At 40.6% G+C, this 16,018-nt stretch carries 17 protein-coding genes and 3 pseudogenes; 14 read left to right on the top strand and 6 right to left on the bottom strand.

Annotated elements, in window-relative coordinates; translation table 11 throughout:
* The first annotated feature begins 2 nt into the window (after nucleotides 1-2).
* Nucleotides 3-1,145 carry an EpsG family protein gene (locus tag DP_RS19355; protein WP_011190435.1) on the top strand — a complete coding sequence of 381 codons (1,143 nt, stop codon included), beginning with the start codon at nucleotides 3-5 and terminating at the stop codon, nucleotides 1,143-1,145.
* A 70-nt stretch (nucleotides 1,146-1,215) separates the two neighbouring features.
* Here the strand turns inward: DP_RS19355 and DP_RS19400 are convergent.
* A pseudogene (locus DP_RS19400) lies at nucleotides 1,216-1,338 on the bottom strand (IS1 family transposase); the annotation flags it as partial.
* A gap of 510 nt (nucleotides 1,339-1,848) precedes the next feature.
* Here DP_RS19400 and DP_RS16170 point away from each other — a divergent pair.
* The 6 genes from DP_RS16170 (at nucleotide 1,849) to DP_RS16150 (ending at nucleotide 6,762) form a co-directional block, all read left to right on the top strand.
* The gene (locus DP_RS16170; RefSeq protein WP_011190434.1) at nucleotides 1,849-2,931 is read left to right on the top strand and encodes a glycosyltransferase family 4 protein; all 1,083 of its coding nucleotides are present in this window, start codon (nucleotides 1,849-1,851) and stop codon (nucleotides 2,929-2,931) included.
* 13 nt (nucleotides 2,932-2,944) lie between these two features.
* Nucleotides 2,945-3,895: an ATP-grasp fold amidoligase family protein gene (locus tag DP_RS16165; RefSeq protein WP_162096684.1), complete on the top strand. Its 951-nt coding sequence runs from the start codon at nucleotides 2,945-2,947 to the stop codon at nucleotides 3,893-3,895.
* A 394-nt stretch (nucleotides 3,896-4,289) separates the two neighbouring features.
* Nucleotides 4,290-5,309 carry an IS481 family transposase gene (locus DP_RS16160; protein ID WP_049785171.1) on the top strand — a complete coding sequence of 340 codons (1,020 nt, stop codon included), beginning with the start codon at nucleotides 4,290-4,292 and terminating at the stop codon, nucleotides 5,307-5,309.
* 55 nt (nucleotides 5,310-5,364) lie between these two features.
* Entirely contained in the window at nucleotides 5,365-5,604 is a 240-nt protein-coding gene (locus DP_RS18150) for a hypothetical protein (protein WP_156792390.1), read from the top strand.
* 223 nt (nucleotides 5,605-5,827) lie between these two features.
* Nucleotides 5,828-6,289 (top strand): glycosyltransferase family protein, encoded by a 462-nt coding sequence (locus tag DP_RS16155; protein ID WP_228130213.1) that lies wholly within the window; start codon nucleotides 5,828-5,830, stop codon nucleotides 6,287-6,289.
* Nucleotides 6,286-6,762 carry a glycosyltransferase gene (locus DP_RS16150; protein WP_011190430.1) on the top strand — a complete coding sequence of 159 codons (477 nt, stop codon included), beginning with the start codon at nucleotides 6,286-6,288 and terminating at the stop codon, nucleotides 6,760-6,762. The genes DP_RS16155 and DP_RS16150 overlap by 4 nt, the downstream gene beginning before the upstream one ends.
* Nucleotides 6,763-7,065: 303 nt before the next feature.
* On the opposite strand, the gene DP_RS19345 is transcribed toward DP_RS16150, so the two are convergent.
* Complete coding sequence (locus DP_RS19345; protein ID WP_049785170.1) at nucleotides 7,066-7,422, bottom strand: transposase; 357 nt, start codon at nucleotides 7,420-7,422, stop codon at nucleotides 7,066-7,068.
* Between the two features lie 359 nt (nucleotides 7,423-7,781).
* Here DP_RS19345 and DP_RS16140 point away from each other — a divergent pair, with 359 nt between their 5' ends.
* The 4 genes from DP_RS16140 to galU all read left to right on the top strand — a co-directional run bounded on the left by DP_RS16140 (nucleotide 7,782) and on the right by galU (nucleotide 11,492).
* The gene (locus tag DP_RS16140; protein WP_011190429.1) at nucleotides 7,782-9,122 is read left to right on the top strand and encodes a UDP-glucose dehydrogenase family protein; all 1,341 of its coding nucleotides are present in this window, start codon (nucleotides 7,782-7,784) and stop codon (nucleotides 9,120-9,122) included.
* A 273-nt stretch (nucleotides 9,123-9,395) separates the two neighbouring features.
* Complete coding sequence (locus tag DP_RS18225) at nucleotides 9,396-9,920, top strand: hypothetical protein (RefSeq protein ID WP_162096683.1); 525 nt, start codon at nucleotides 9,396-9,398, stop codon at nucleotides 9,918-9,920.
* A gap of 80 nt (nucleotides 9,921-10,000) precedes the next feature.
* Nucleotides 10,001-10,516, top strand: coding sequence for a VanZ family protein (locus DP_RS16130; RefSeq protein WP_162096682.1), 516 nt, complete (start codon nucleotides 10,001-10,003; stop codon nucleotides 10,514-10,516).
* 109 nt (nucleotides 10,517-10,625) lie between these two features.
* Nucleotides 10,626-11,492: a UTP--glucose-1-phosphate uridylyltransferase GalU gene (gene galU / locus DP_RS16125; protein ID WP_011190427.1), complete on the top strand. Its 867-nt coding sequence runs from the start codon at nucleotides 10,626-10,628 to the stop codon at nucleotides 11,490-11,492.
* A gap of 419 nt (nucleotides 11,493-11,911) precedes the next feature.
* Here galU and DP_RS17725 read toward each other — a convergent pair.
* Nucleotides 11,912-12,213, bottom strand: a pseudogene (locus tag DP_RS17725) (transposase); the annotation flags it as partial.
* 34 nt (nucleotides 12,214-12,247) lie between these two features.
* Here DP_RS17725 and DP_RS19340 point away from each other — a divergent pair.
* The 3 genes and pseudogenes from DP_RS19340 (at nucleotide 12,248) to DP_RS18900 (ending at nucleotide 13,195) form a co-directional block, all read left to right on the top strand.
* On the top strand, nucleotides 12,248-12,472 hold the full coding sequence (locus DP_RS19340) for an IS66 family transposase (protein WP_156792395.1): 225 nt from the start codon (nucleotides 12,248-12,250) through the stop codon (nucleotides 12,470-12,472).
* Nucleotides 12,396-12,638, top strand: a pseudogene (locus DP_RS19335) (IS66 family transposase); the annotation flags it as partial. The gene DP_RS19340 and the pseudogene DP_RS19335, both read left to right, overlap by 77 nt.
* 50 nt (nucleotides 12,639-12,688) lie before the next feature.
* Nucleotides 12,689-13,195: an IS66 family transposase gene (locus tag DP_RS18900; RefSeq protein ID WP_265588616.1), complete on the top strand. Its 507-nt coding sequence runs from the start codon at nucleotides 12,689-12,691 to the stop codon at nucleotides 13,193-13,195.
* Here the strand turns inward: DP_RS18900 and galE are convergent.
* From galE to DP_RS17210, 3 genes are all read right to left on the bottom strand, one after another.
* A complete protein-coding gene (gene galE, locus DP_RS16115; protein ID WP_011190423.1) occupies nucleotides 13,192-14,241 on the bottom strand; it encodes a UDP-glucose 4-epimerase GalE in 1,050 nt (349 codons plus the stop codon). The genes DP_RS18900 and galE overlap by 4 nt on opposite strands.
* 66 nt (nucleotides 14,242-14,307) lie before the next feature.
* The gene (locus DP_RS17715; RefSeq protein WP_228130212.1) at nucleotides 14,308-14,478 is read right to left on the bottom strand and encodes a transposase; all 171 of its coding nucleotides are present in this window, start codon (nucleotides 14,476-14,478) and stop codon (nucleotides 14,308-14,310) included.
* A 94-nt stretch (nucleotides 14,479-14,572) separates the two neighbouring features.
* Nucleotides 14,573-15,706, bottom strand: a complete 1,134-nt coding sequence (locus DP_RS17210) for a helix-turn-helix domain-containing protein (protein ID WP_011190422.1) — start codon at nucleotides 15,704-15,706, stop codon at nucleotides 14,573-14,575.
* Between the last annotated feature and the right edge of the window lie 312 nt (nucleotides 15,707-16,018).

The raw sequence follows: 16,018 nt of genomic DNA, 5'->3' as shown, positions 1-16,018 counted from the left end.
CAATGTTACTTGCATACACAATATATACTTTAGTTTTTGTATTTACGATGAGCTTGATGCGCTTATCAGTCAAAATCAATCGCAACTCCAATGTTATAGAAAATAATGAGATTTGGCCTATTTGGTATATGATCACTTTATTTTATACTTTAACAATTGGAACAAGAGAAAATGTCGGCATTGATTACCTTTCGTACAAATATCATTTTTTGCTTGTAGAGAGTAGTAACAATTTTTTAACAAAAGACCTGATCTACTACCTTTTTCTCCCAATTGTTAATAATTATGGATATAATTGGTTTATTCTATTTTTGGCATTTATAACTATTTGGTATTTCCTTCAAATCATGAAAGAAAATATCCATATCGTAGTTTGGTGCTTTTTCTTCTTTTTTGGATTAGGAATTTTTTTCTTGTCGTTGAATATTATGCGACAAACAGCTGCCAGCTTCATAATTTTTTATTCCATCACAAAGTTCTTAAAGAAGGACTATATATCATTTTCGTTTCATTTTATATTTGCACTAGTTATTCACAAAGCTGGCATAATTGTCCTGCCTTTACTCTTTATTGTTCAACGAGATATTTTAAAATCAGTAAAATTGCAACTTGTTCTTTTTTTCATTTGCTTAACATGTGGAAATTTTTTCTTTAATAATATTCTAAGCCTTTTGACCGATAGACTTTCGTTTTTAAACTTAGGACAGTATAACTATTATATTAGAAATATAGACTATGTTCTTGCAAAGACTGCTCGGAACTATTCTGAAGCAAATTCAACTGGTTTATTTGTGTTATTGTTAATTGTAGTTGATACGGTAGCAATTTATTTTAGCCCCTTACTTAAATCTAATTATAATAAAAATGGATTTATTTTATTTTACAATTTATACTATATAGGAATTATCTTGCATCCCATTTTGTTAAGCCACGAAACGGGAGTTAGGCTGGCCAGCTATTTTGTGTTTTATAGGTTTTATATATATGCGACGCTTTTCCATTTCATTTTTAAAAGTAGGAATAATATTTTACTTAGGGTGTTTTGTATTTACGTCTTAATCTCTTGTATAGCATACTATTATGTCACAATCTATAGATGTCGTATGGAAATAGCGCCCTACCAATTTATTTTCAATTTTTTTTAGAAATAGGGTAGTGATGCCAATCTGTTGTTGAGAAAACTTCCCCCTGGTCGTGATGCCAAATTGTTGTTTGGTAAAATTTTCGTTGGATATGTGCAATTACCTTATCATGCAGCTCGGTGCTTTTTGAAAATTCGATTGTTTTACGATTGAGTCGCTTCAGTCTCGTTCACAAATTTAGATTCTGTCGTTCAATTCATGGCCATAACTTTTCCACAGCTTTTCAACAGGTGATTCAGCACGATACAGGTTAAAGTCATCGGTGCCGAAAAGCCTTATACCGAAAGGTGTCAACAATCCTAAAAGCAGGTTTGATAATCCTCAGCGTGGTTCCATGCGTACCAGAGTCACCTTCGATTTCCATTACTACCCATGGCGACCTACCTCATCAGTACCACTGCAAAAACGGCAAGACATGTAGCCATATCAGAACCTTAAAAAAAATCACAATCTACCACACCTTCAACGTTTTGACATCACGACCCATATTATGGGAGTTTTGTATTTGGCATAAATGATGTGGTTCTTCGCTATCTTGAGTGGATAAGCCCTTGATGGCAGATCTGGAGCAAAAAATCGCAAAATCGTTGCCTGTCAAGAGGCGTCCCAGCACGATCAGATGCTCCCTTCAACGTAAGGGACAGGTTTCTTGTGCTTTACTTTTCAGTACAAGAAATTAAGGAGATAAGAAATTTATAAAAAAAATATGATTAATAAAAAATTATCAAATAAAGTATTAATGATTGGCGTAAATTATAAAAAAAATGCTAAAGGCGGTATGGCATCAGTAATTCAAAATTATGATAAAATCTTTGAGCATTTGCAATATATTACTACTTGGGCAGACAGTAACTTACTATATAAAATTTTGATCTTTATCAAGGCTTATGTTTGTTTATTTTTCATTTTAGTATTCAGAAAAAAAATTAAAATTTTACATTTTCATAGTGCGTCTAATTCGTCTTTCAAAAGAATTTCTTTATTAATAAAATTAGGGAATTTATTTAATAAAAAGATAATTATCCACATTCACGGAGGAGGATTTATAGAATTTTACAATTCATCAAGAAATAAATGCAATATTCTTAGAGCTTTAAATTCTTGCCATAGACTTATAGTACTATCAAATAATTGGCAAAACTGGTTTGTTTCTCTAGGTATAGATGAAACTAAAATATATGTATTAAATAATATAATAAACTATCCGGTATTAGACAATAAGACTCATATATACGCTCCTAAGATAAGACTATTATTCCTCGGAAATATCATAAAACAAAAAGGCATTTTTGATCTAGTGCAAACAATAATAGAAAACAAATCTAAATACAAAGATATCGTATCACTAAAAATTGGTGGTGATAAAGAAATATACAAATTAAACAATATAATAAAAAATAACCACATACAAAATATTATTCAATACAAAGGATGGGTAACTGGAACTAAAAAAATAAATTTACTAAATTGGTGTAATATTTTTATTTTACCATCTTATATGGAAGCTATGCCTATATCAATATTAGAAGCAATGAGCTATAATTGTTGTATAATAGCTACAAAAGTAGGTGGAATACCAGATATTGTAATTCCACATAAAAATGGCCTCTTAATTGCACCTCAAAGCAAAAATAAAATAGAAATGGCAATCGATTTTTTCATTAACAATCCAGAACTTATAGATAAATATGGCCAAACATCAAAAGAAATAATTAAAAATTATTATCCAGATATTGTAATAAATAAATTGAAAAATATTTATTATGATCTACTTAAAGAAGATAAATAAAAATATATTATATATGAAAACAATGTTAATTTCAAAGTTCAAATCTATTTTAAAACGATTATGGTTTAGGCCATTAGTTGTTATTCCAACAATTATGAGAAAACTTCCAGTATCGTGGATTAGTGACAAATCTTTTATTATTATAGACTATTTTTGTTCTATGAACCGAGTTATAAATTTAAAAGCGCCTAAAACTTTTAATGAAAAAATTCAATGGTTAAAATTAAACATTAGAAATCAGGATCTATCAAAATATGTAGATAAATATGATGTAAAAAAAATAATATCAGAAAAAACAGGAAAGGATAAAATTATACCTACAATAGGTGTTTGGGATGATGTTGAAGATATAGATTTTGATATGCTACCAAAACAATTTGTGATAAAGTGTACACATGATAGTGGTAGCGTTATCATTTGTGAGGATAAATCATCTCTTGATATTTTTTCTATGAAAAAAAAGCTTAAAAAATATTTAAATAGGAATTTTTACAAATACAGTAGAGAATACATATATAAAGATATAAAACCACGTATAATTGCGGAAAAATACATAAAACCTTTTAATGGAAATGAACTAAAAGATTATAAATTCTTTTGTTTTGACGCTAAGGTAAAATATATCCAAGTTGATATAGGAAGATTTTCAAACCATCATAAAAATTTTTATGATACTAACTTTAACTTATTACCATTTACATACGAAAAAAAACCTATATATCATGGAAAAGCAGAAAAGCCTGACAACTTGAAAGAGATGATAAAATGTGCTGAATTATTGAGTAAAGGTTTTCCTTTTGTACGCGTTGACTTATACACAACAGGTGAACAAATATATTTTGGAGAATTAACATTTACTCCTTCTGGTGGAAGGGCTTATTTTACACCGAAAAAATATGACTTAATATTAGGAGAAAGCATAAAATTAAATAATATAAAAAAGGTAATGGACCAATATGATTGACGCACGGCAAGGAAAGTCCATAAATAATCAATCACCTCAGTAATTAGTGTTCCAGACGTATTTTAAGGCTATCAGAAAGGGAATTACCCGCTTCTACAACAAGCGACATCTGATCATGTCGGGATGCTACTTTACAATTCTCTACTACTACGTAATATGGAACAGACTACGTTTTTAACAATAAGAAAACTATGGCTCTTTTGAAATTCAAGTGGGTAAAGTAAGTGCGTTTATTTTAGAGAAGTCTAGTGTCCCTGTCAAAAGATAGGCAATTGTTTGAAAGTGTGTATTTGTTGGGTCCCTGATGATTTCCTAGACATCCGTAGTGAAAGGTTGTTACAATCATATGCATGGATGCAGGATTTTATTAACTTCCTTTCAAAAGGTGATTCTTATGCAAGTTAAGCTACATGCAAATGCAACCACAACGCCCCGAATTCGTAAGTACATACAGGAATCAGATAAACCTGTAAGAACACTTGCAAGAGAGCTTGGTGTAGCCGAGACCACAATACGAATATGGCGTGACCGAGACTCCGTTGAAGATAGGTCCCATACTGCTCAAAATCTCCAAACGACCCTTTCAAAAGATCAGGAATGGCTTGCTGTAGAGCTTCGTAAAATGCTTTTACTGTCACTCGACGATCTGCTTGTTGTGGTGCGAAAATTTATCAATGCCAAGGCTTCTCGATCAGGACTTGATCGTTGCTTGCGAAGGCACGGAGTAAGCCGTCTTAAAGATTTAATCCCGGAGACAGCTCCCAAACCATCGCCAAAACAGTTTAAAGAGTATGATCCTGGCTATGTGCATGTTGATCTGAAATATCTTCCTCAGATGCCAGATGAAGATCAACGAAGATACATTTTTGTTGGCATAGACAGAGCGACACGCTGGGTATATCTCCAGATTATGCCAGATAAAACAGCGGCGAGTGCATCTCTTTTTCTTAGAAATCTTTTGGAAAAAGCTCCCTTTAAAGTGAAAACTATTTTAACTGATAACGGTAAAGAATTTACTGACCGTTTTTGTGCTACTGGGCAAAGAGAACCTACAGGTAAACATGTTTTTGACCAAAATTGCACCGTCCACAATATTGAGCATAGACTTATAAAGCCAATGCATCCTCAAACAAACGGAATGGTTGAACGTTTCAATGGGCGCATTGCTGCCATTCTGAAAAGAACTACATTCGAGTCAGCACAAGATCTTGAGGATACAATGCACCGATATGAGCTAGTTTATAACCAGCATATCCCGCAAAAAGCATTGAAGCATTTAACGCCCATGGATAAGCTGAAAGAGTTTCATCAACTCAAACCAAATTTATTCAAGAAGCGACCAACCAATCGTCGGGGACCCAACACTCGTAATTTGCTACAGGGTTTGTTGACTGAGATTTGCAACTGGTCATGAATGTTACTGAAATACAGCAAGTTAAACTTTTCCCAAAAGGCAGGCAGAGGATTGAGTGAATGTATTTGCAGAAGTAATCCAGTCATTATATTTTCCATTGCAGCGCTATATTGAACTAAATCCGGTACGTGTTGGAATGGTTGAACATTCTAGAGAATACCGTTGGGCAAGTTATCGCACCAATGCCCAAGGTGAAAGTACTGTCGTTTTAAGTCCGCACCTCGTACACTTGGATCTTGGTAGAACAGAAGATGAAAGGCATACGGCTTATTGTGAGTTATTTCGTTTCACTTGAACCCGGGGATAATTGACAATATTCGCAAAGCTACCAATGGTAATTTTGTCTTAGGAAATAACCGTTTGCAAAATAAAATCTCACAAGTATTAGGGCGCAGAGTGAAACTAGTTTTATCTGGCAGACCACAAAAACAAAAATTTGAATTAATTCCAAAGACTCGGTATGTCCCATATTTTGCCGAATTATTGTTAATAATCCATCTTTGATAGAAGAGTATGGGGTGAATAGTTTGAAAAAAGATAAAATTATGCTTGTTTCTTCGCAGGGAGGGCACTGGATTCAGTTGAAGAGATTGCTTCCAGCTTTTTTTGATAAGGAACTTATTTTTGTTTCTACCTTCGTGAATCAACCGAACTTAGAAGTTGATAATGGAATTTATTTTTCTGTTTGTGATGCTTCAAGGTGGGCTAAAATAAACTTGATTAGGCAGTTTTTGCAAGTGGCTATAATTGTTTTAAAGAATAAACCAGATATTATTTTTTCCACCGGTGCTTCAATAGGGGTTTGGGCTATTATTGTTGGTAAGTTTATTGGTGCTAAAACCATTTGGTTAGATAGCATCGCCAATTCTAATGAAATTTCAATGAGTGGTAAAATAGTTAGAAAAATTGTGGATGTACACTTAACTCAATGGGAACATCTAGCTGGAGATAAAACTAAATATATTGGAACTGTTCTATGATTTTCATCACTGTGGGAACGCAGGCTCCTTTTGACAGGCTTGTGGCATTGATTGATAAATGGCCAGAAATAAATCAATATGAGTGTTTTGCGCAAGTAGCAAATTCTAAATATATACCCCAAAATATACCTTTTACAAACTTTCTAGATGAGCGTTCATTTAACGAACGTTTTGACAAGGCCAAAATTATTATTAGTCATGCGGGTATGGGGACTATTATATCTTGTTTAAAGTCAAAAAAAATTATTCTAACTCTCCCCAGATTAGGTGAATATCAAGAGCACAGAAACAATCACCAGTTAGACACTACTGCGTCATTAGCTGAAAGAGGCTATATTTACCCAATATTTAATGAAAATGACCTTGTGGATAGACTTTCAAAATTGGCTGATCTTAAATGTTTAAAGAGTATTGATGATTATGCTAGCATTAGTTTAATCAACTTTATAAAGGGTGAACTGAACAACCACTAATTAAAGAAGTCTTGAAAGTTTGCACTACGTGGAATGAGTATCTGCGGCCTAGCTACACAAATCATGAGGGAAGAAAACCACCTTCCCTCTACTCCATTCCATCTTAGCAAACGACCTCTCAAACAGGTATTCCTAAAGCGGTAATCTTGTTTAAAGCTTTGATTGTAGCCCTACCTGCTTGCCTCCTCGCGGAGGCTTAATTTGCCCCTGATCAACTGTTTGTAGCGATACATCGCTGTTTCAGCAAGAGCACACACCCTGTGCTTGCTTTCCACTCTTTCAGCTCATCTTTTTGCAATGCTCCTACAGCTTCATTTCTTGGATGGCCATCCTCCCACATAGGAGCATTTTTCCGTGGTGGATGAGCAGACACCTTTGATTGCAATAATTTGATAGTACCCTTTCGGGTCCGGCACCATCGCCTGATATCTGCTCTATGCGTCGACGAAGAGGTTTCAACACCTTGGCGTCATGAACGCGCTCTAGCGAGATTTCACCACTTAGGCGATCAGTCTCGGTATCGATTGCAAGGTGAAGTTTGCGCCAGGTTCTACGTTTGGAAGCCCCGTGTTTTCTGACGCGCCACTCTCCTTCTCCATGCCTACACCCAGTCGAGTCGATATGCTTAATCGGCCCACGACTTGGCTGCCTATAATTCACCTTAACTGTTTAGGCACGTCTGCTAACAGGTGTATCTGGCGGCTGGAGGTCGATGTCCATCAGTGTACTTGCGGCTACGACCACACTGTCCCGATAGTGCCACCTTCAATCGCTTTCTTGTCCACCTAGAACGTCAAGGCCAGCAACTTCTATTTGTCCAACAGGGCCACCCCGAATGCCTTTTCCCCACATGATTTACGCCATTTTGGTTGGACTGTGGCTATAAAACATCTCTTCACGGTTCATCTATGAGTTTTTCCCCTAAGCTTTGGCATTTTTTCAAATCTATCTGATTTTCGACTGTCGCGGTTACAGTTTACTTCTTTTCATGTTGGTCTGTTTTTAGGTAAAGGTGAGTGATGAAGATAACGATTTTTGGTGTCGGCTATGTTGGCCTTGTTCAGGCGGCAGTCTTTGCCGATGTTGGCCATGATGTGTGCTGTGTAGATGTTGATGCAGTTAAAATCGAAGGTTTGCAGGTAGGCACTATTCCCATCTATGAGTCAGGTCTTGAGTCTTTGGTGGAGGCTGGGGTTACCAGTAGCAGGCTTCATTTTACCACAGATCTCAAGGAGGGGGTGGCCCATGCTCAAGTCTATTTTATTGCTGTAGGGACTCCACCGGATGAAGACGGCAGTGCTGATCTTCGCTATGTGCTCTCTGTAGCTGAGACGATTGCCCAGGGTATGGATGGTGAGGCTATCATCGTTAATAAGTCTACAGTTCCTGTGGGGACGGGAGACAAGGTACGTGCCCGAGTCGAGAGTGTTCTTCAAGAACGTGGGGTAAATATACCCTTTTCTGTGGTGTCTAATCCTGAATTTTTAAAAGAGGGTTCTGCCCTTGCTGACTGTGCTCGTCCCGAGCGCATTATTATTGGTACAGATAGCCCCTATGCCGAAGAGGTTATGCGGGAGATATATGCTCCCTTTAGCCGTAACCGTGAAAAGATGCTGGTTATGGACCAGCGCAGTGCTGAGTTTACTAAATATGCGGCCAACTGCATGTTGGCGACTAAAATCTCGTTTATGAATGAGATGGCAAATCTTGCTGAATGTATGAGTGCTGATATTGAGCAGGTTCGTCGGGGAATAGGTTCCGATTCCCGTATTGGTTATAGCTTTATCTATCCTGGTTGTGGCTATGGTGGCTCCTGTTTTCCTAAAGATGTGCAGGCGCTTGCTCGCTCTGCAGGTGAATATGGCTATAATGCAGCTATATTGAGTGCGGTTGAAGAGACCAATGCTCGCCAGAAAGAGAAGATTTTTAAGTATATTGTGCAGCATTATGGTGTTGAAAATATACGGGGAAAGACTTTGGCTCTCTGGGGCCTTTCTTTTAAACCAGATACCGATGATATGCGCGAGGCCCCCAGTCGAGTTTTGCTTGAGGCCTTATGGCAAGCTGGGGCAAAGGTACATGCCTATGATCCAGAGGCAATGGAAGAGGCTCAAAGGATCTATGGCTATCGATCTGATTTAACTCTTATGGGTACTAAGGAAGCAGTTCTGCAAGGTGCGGATGCCCTTCTTATTGTCACTGAGTGGAAGCATTTTCGAGTACCTGATTTTGAGTTGTTGCAGAGCTCTCTTGCCGATCGGGTCATTTTTGATGGTCGTAATTTGTATGATCCTCAGTCTGTGGAGCAACTTGGCCTTGCCTATTATGGTATTGGCCGAGGTAGGAGCTGTAGGCAGTAAAATTCGAGATAAAGTGTAGTAGTGGGGTACGCTATAGGGGCCTTGTTGCATAAATCATGAAGGAAGAAAAATTAGTTCCTCTCTAATCCATTTCATCTTAGCAAATAACCTTTCGAACAGGCATCCCTAAAGCGTTAATCTTGTTTAAAGTTTTGCTCCTTCTCCTGCTGTCTCCCATAACTCCTCCAATGCTCTATGTTACAAGAAAACAACATCGAGCAATGCTAGCAAATTCTATTTGTGCAATAAGGCCCCTGATACCTTCAATTATTTATGCCGTTCTTAAAAATTTCACGACTAAAAATCATTTGTTTTTTTATTTTATCATTCGGTACGCTACTGGCTACCAGCTATATAGATAAATACATTGCAAGAGGAGAACAGATACTTTTTCATCCTGGTTTTTCATCAGGTATGAAGGAGTGGGAAGTGAGCGGCTCACAATCTGCTATCATAGAGGTGGATTCAGGTACTGCCAGAATGATGCTTTGCAAGTCTGAACAATCTGCACAATTAACACAAAGAATAAACCCTGGTTTGCTTGGCAGCAAAGTGGTTCTGGTGGCAGAGGTAAAAACTGCCGGAATCGTTGGTGGCGTCAAAGGATGGGAAAAAGGTCGTATCGTTTTAGTACAATATGTTGCAGCCAAAGCGAACTACTCAGCACCCCATCAACTGATTACGCTCGACGGAACTCACGATTGGGAGAAATCCAGACAAGTCTTTCCCGTTCTTCCCACACTACAGAAGTTAGAATCAGCATACAACTCAGCCACTCTACGGGTGAATTGCAGGTAAGGAACTTAGCACTCTATCGTGTGCAGCTCAATCCTGTGTACAGGGTGGTTCGTTGGATCTGTTTTGGTCTATGGACATTATTGATTGTTTCTCTCCTGGTGTCTGCGGTAGTGGCCAATGGCTTTGATAAAAAGTGGTTTGCCCCTTTAGTACTTGTTACGCTTACCATAATTATCGGCACAACTATGCCTGTAACCTTAAAAAATGAAGCAAGAGCAGAAATTATCAGCCATGCAAAGACATTTAAAACCCAAGTGCTTGACCATATACCCCATGATACTCCTAACGTCTTTGTTCAATTAACATCTTTAGAAATTTTCAAGTTGGATATCACAAAGATAGCTCATTTCATACTCTTTGGTATTCTTGGTGGACTCTTGCATTTTTTACGGGGCAGAACCCTTTTATTACTGACTTTACTCGATATTAGTATAGTTTCTAGTGGCACAGAATTAATGCAATTATTTATCGATGGCCGAAGTGCACTGGTAGGCGATGTATTGATTGATCTGGCGGGTGCTAGCTGTGTCATACTCATGCTTTTCATAAGCCAGCATATAATGGGGATTTTCGCAAACAATCTTAAACAGAGTTAGAGTAGTACGAGAAGCGGAGGTGAGTTAGGGTTTCCTGCATGGTGCAGAGACCTGTTCGGCAGTTCATACAAACGATTTCATAGTTAAAAAATTCTCACAGCGAGGTCATATGAAGATAAAAAAGGCTGTTTTTCCCGTGGCAGGTTTAGGTACACGATTTTTGCCGGCAACCAAGGCGATGCCTAAAGAGATGCTACCGATAGTGGACAAACCACTTATCCAGTATGCGGTGGAGGAGGCCCTTGATTCAGGGATTGAACAACTGATCTTTGTTACCGGCAGCGGCAAATCTTCCCTGGAAAACCACTTTGACAGCAGTTATGAACTGGAAGATACCCTGAGCAAACGAGGCAAGGATGAGTTGCTGCGTACGGTAGAATCTCTGGTCCCTGCTTCGGGTTCTATTATCTATACCCGGCAAAGTCAGCCCCTGGGGCTTGGTCACGCTATCTGGTGTGCCCGTGATGTTGTGGGGGATGAGCCCTTTGCCGTGCTCCTGGCCGATGACCTGGTGAAGAGTGAGAGGCCTGTCCTCCAGCAGATGATCCACCAGTTTGATCGTCTGCGGGCCTCCATGGTGGCTACTATTGAAGTTCCACGGGAAGAGACCGGTCGTTACGGTATACTGGAGGGTGAGCAGGTCTATGAAGGAGTGCTTCGTCTCTCCTCCATGGTGGAAAAGCCAAGACCTGAGGATGCACCCTCAAACCTTGCGGCCATTGGTCGTTATATCTTTACCCCCCGTATCTTTGATTTCCTCGGCAGGCAACAGAGTGGTGCCGGTGGTGAAATTCAGGTCACCGACGCCATGGTGGCGCTTCTTGCTGAACAGCCCATTTTTGGGGTGAATTTTGAGGGCACCCGTTTTGACTGTGGCGACAAGGTCGGTTTTCAGATGGCCAACATCGCCTTTGCCCTTGAACATCCTGAGATTGGTGGGCCTTTGCGGGAGTATTTGCAGAACCTGCAGCTATAGGCTGCGGGGATACCTGCTGTGCTAAATGCTAATCTCTGGAAAATAGCAGAAGATGGTAATTTATAGCCCTCTTTACGGGCTGCGAACTCCCTCTTACTCCTCCATGGTTTACACCCAGTCGAATCGATATGCTTAATCGGCCACGACTTGGGAGCCTATAATTTATCTCAACAGTTTTTGCACGCTTAACTACAGGTGTGTCAGGGCACTGCCGCTCCAGAGTCAGCAGTTCAAGAATTGAGTTCAGAAAACCTTCGGCACCTCTGAGAGACAAGTTGTAAATGGTTCCACATCAGACAGGTCGTGCATCATCAGTGTACTTGCGGCTACGACCACACTGTTCCGATAGTGCCGCCTTCAATCGCTTTCTTGTCCACCCAGAACGTCAAGGCCAGCAACTTCTATTTGTGCAACAAGGCCACTGTGTTCTGCTGAAAATGGCCATGGCTTTTTTTAGAATGTCCCTCTCCATAGTGATATTCTTTAATTCTTTCTCAAGCACTTTGATCTTTTTCTGCTCAGAAGTAAGGGCTGGAATACCGTTACCAGGGAACGCTATCTCTCCCTGCTCTTCATATTTTTTTCTTCATTGATAGATAAAATCCACATGTATGCCTAGATTATCTGCAATTTCTCTAATAGTTCTAACAGGTTCTAAACTTAAAAGAATAGTACTACGTTTAAAATCTGCATCATATTTTCTATGTTTTTGTATAACCATGTGAGCCTCCTGTTCCTCGTATTATAACGAGTTAATATGGACTCCACAATATCGGGGTAAGATCAATAAAAGTATAGCTGATAAATGCGAGCCGCTTCGCAAGCTGCTTCAGCAAGTGATTTTATCAGGGCCCTTGGTAAATGTTGATGAAACAACAATTCAAGTGCTCCAAGAACCAGGTTGTGCCGCCGAAACCAAATCCTCGGTGGATTTTTCGGGGTGGGGATCCTACACGTCCATCTATGCTCTATCATTATGAATCAACCCGTTCAGCGAGTGTAGCGGCAACATTTTTCCAAGGATATGTGGGAACGGTGCAATCTGATGGCTATGCAGGATATGGTTTTTTGGATAAAGAACAAGAAATTGTCCATCTTGGATGCTGGGCTCACGTGCGTCGAAAATTCCATGATGCCGATAAGGCTCGGGGCAAAAAAGCAGGTAAGCCAGGCAGTGTTACTATGGCTTTGACTACATACGGGATCTTTCTCGCCTGGAAAAGGAGTTTGCCCATGATGGCTTATCTGGACAGGAGCTTATTGCTGCTCGAAATGAAAAGAGCAAAGTGCTGCTTCAGAAGTTTCATGATTGGTTGTTCAAAAAAGAGGACCAAGTTTTGCCAAAAGGACTTTTGGATAGAGCTATCGGCTATGCTCTTTCCCAATGGCATAGGCTCGAGCAATTTATCGATTGTGCAGCGGCAACACCAGATAATAACCTAGCTGAAAATGCAATTCGACCCTTCGTTATAGGTCGGAAAAACTGGCTCTTTGCTGGAACAGCGGAAGGTGCACGGGCCAGCGCGACAATCTATTCGCTGATCGAAAGTGCTAAGGTATGTAAGCTTGAACCATACGCCTACCTCAGGTATCTATTCGAGAAACTTCCTTTTGCTGAAAATGAAGAGGAGTGCCGACAATTGCTTCCTAGCAATCTCAGTCAGGAAGAGTTGGAGTATACTGGCCGCTGGAGTGTAATTTAGCTACCGCTTACCTCTCTATTGCCGAGATAGCCCGTGGGATTATTTTTCTGCCAGCGCCAAGTGTCTTCGCACATTTCCGTAAGGCCCAGGGAGGCCAACCAGTCAAGCTCATCTAATGCCTTGGTTGCATCCGCATAACATTCTGCTATATCACCCGCTCGTCTCGCTACTATTTTATAGGCGATATCACGGCCGCAGGTTCTGGAGAAGGCGCTCACCATCTCAAGTACACTGTAGCCACGACCTGTTCCCAAATTGTAGGTTGTAATGCCCTGACCCTCAAGAACTTTTTTTACAGCACAGACATGCCCTTTGGCCAGATCGACCACATGAATATAATCCCGCATCCCCGTGCCATCGACCGTAGGGTAATCATTGCCAAAAATTGACAAGAAATCAAGACGATCAATGGCGACTTGGGCAATATAAGGCATAAGGTTGTTGGGAATGCCATTGGGGTCTTCCCCTATCCGGCCGCTCTTATGAGCTCCGACAGGATTAAAATAGCGAAGCAGGCAGGCATTCCACTCATGGTCTGCCCCGTGGAGATCGGCAAGAATCTCCTCTACCATCAATTTGGTGCGTCCGTAGGGGTTGGTACAGGAAAGAGGAAAATCTTCGGTTATGGGGACAGTTGCTGGATCACCATAAACCGTTGCCGAAGAGCTGAAGATAATATTTTTCACCCCGTGCTTAGCCATAAGGTCACAGAGAACAAGGGTTCCCGTGACATTATTATGATAATAATGGAGTGGCTTGGCCACAGACTCACCAACTGCCTTTAGTCCCGCAAAATGAATCACTGCGGCAAAGGGCTTTTTGCTACTTACAAAAACAGCATCGAGGGCCTGCTGGTCAAGGACATTTACCTGATGAAAGGTTATTTTTTTTCCAGTAAGTGCCTCCACCCGGGATAGGGCTTCATAACACGAATTTGACAGATCATCCACAACGGTGACCTCATAGCCTGCCTCTAACAATTCCAGACAGGTATGACTGCCGATATAACCAGCCCCGCCTGTCACCAGGATATTTAATGTTCCCATTCATCTGCCTCTCTAAATTGATTTTTTACTTTTCAAACTTTAGTCTGTTGCACTTATTGTACTACTTCAGCCTTTACACTCATAGCGTTGTCTTGCAGGTTCCTTGTCGTCATAACCTCTCTTGATAACTTTCTTAGAATTACAAAACGGACATTCTCGGCCTTCGGGCCAGCGTAACTCACGCACGGTGTCGTAACATTGTACATCATCTATCAGGGTCTTTATGTTTACCTTCATATAGTGAGACTCTTTTAAGTAGTTGGTAAAAGTAAAACATTCTTTTACCAAGTTACGACCCCGAAACGCAACATGAGCCAAATTTAAAATGGTATCAACAATACCACCCTAAGTCCTTAAGCGGCCTGTAAGCTTCTGTATTCTTCAAGGAAGTTGCCATAGGTAAACACGTCATCCCCTTCTTTCGTAGCCGCTGGAGCCCTCCTAGCCCTTCTACAATTTTCTCTGTGATATGATCCAATGCGGTGGAGGCCCTCCGGGTCATAACCGCCACTGACAGTTCCAGGTAGCTGGACCTTGCCCTATGCTCTTCTGGTGTGAATTCAGGTTCTATCGCCTTAGAGACTTTGGGTGCTGCCACAGGGGCAGGCTGTAGGCCTTTAAAGGCCTTATCTGTCCACCTCTCATCTCGTAACCATCGGTGGAGTTGTGCAACCTTGCCGTTCATCCATGCCCTGTCATATTTCTTCAGGTTCTGCACAATCCTCAAGAGGTGTTCCACGGAAGGAATGATTCCACGACGGTAGAGACGCATGAAGATTCTACGTGCTGACTTCTTCGCCTGTTGGATGGGCCACACCTCCCAAAGTTTCAGGAAGGAAATCTCAGCCTCTTCCCCTGTGGGGGACTTAGGGGGAATAGTACTTGTACTAATCTCTATATTATGGAGGTGTGCAGAATCGTGCCTCGTGGCGGTGCGCTTATTGCCCTTCTGAGAGATAAATCCAGCGACACTATGGCGTTCACCCTGTCCGTTGACCCCATCAGCTTGGCTCTGGGCGCATCCTGGGAGGTGTGCTGCTACTTCGCTTAAAGGCAGTGGATAGTATAAGGCAGTCTGCCCGTTATTGCGTTGCTTAACGATTATGAGCCCAAGGCTCTTGAGCTTGGCAATGTGCGATTTAACGGTACGAAGTGAGCGTCCTATCTCGTTGGCGAGAAAGCTCTGAGAAGGCCATGCATAGCCTGTCTTGAGCGAAAGCCAGTGAAGGCTTGAGTAGATTAATTGTACGTCTTGAGTGATTCTGAGCTGTCTGCAGGCGGTGTTGAATTGTTCGTTGCTTGCAAATGTCTTCTCTGAAAAGATGTTGCTGAAACCTCTTCTTATCATAGCAGTGTCTCCGTGGTTGTAGGATTCACCGCCCCCTTCTGCTTCCAAACAAAAAAGGGCGGGACTATATGGGTTGGAAGACTGATCCACGGAACCAGCGAGCCGAAGCTCCCACATATAGCCCGCCCTAGAAATTCTGTGCGGTTCAATGCTGTGATATATGAATACACGATACTATAGCCTTAAACAAAAGGCATAAAAAAACCACCTTTAAAAAACAGACTGGTGGCGTGTGTATTCGCCGTGGACAGGATGGGCTTCCAAACCCATTGTGCTTTTTTTTAGCACAGCCTGAAATTACCTAATACTTTTTTTTTTGGCAAGGGGAATGTTGTCGTTTGGGTTGGACGAGAGAAGAGATCCGTCCCATCAACTCTCAATATCCTCCGACGATTAGCAGAACTCTTTGTCCTCAGACACTTACAAAAT

The organism is Desulfotalea psychrophila LSv54 (assembly GCF_000025945.1).
Classification (GTDB): Bacteria; Desulfobacterota; Desulfobulbia; order Desulfobulbales; family Desulfocapsaceae; genus Desulfotalea; species Desulfotalea psychrophila.
Note: the sequence above shows the minus strand (reverse complement) of the source record. Positions and strands in the feature narration are given on the sequence as shown.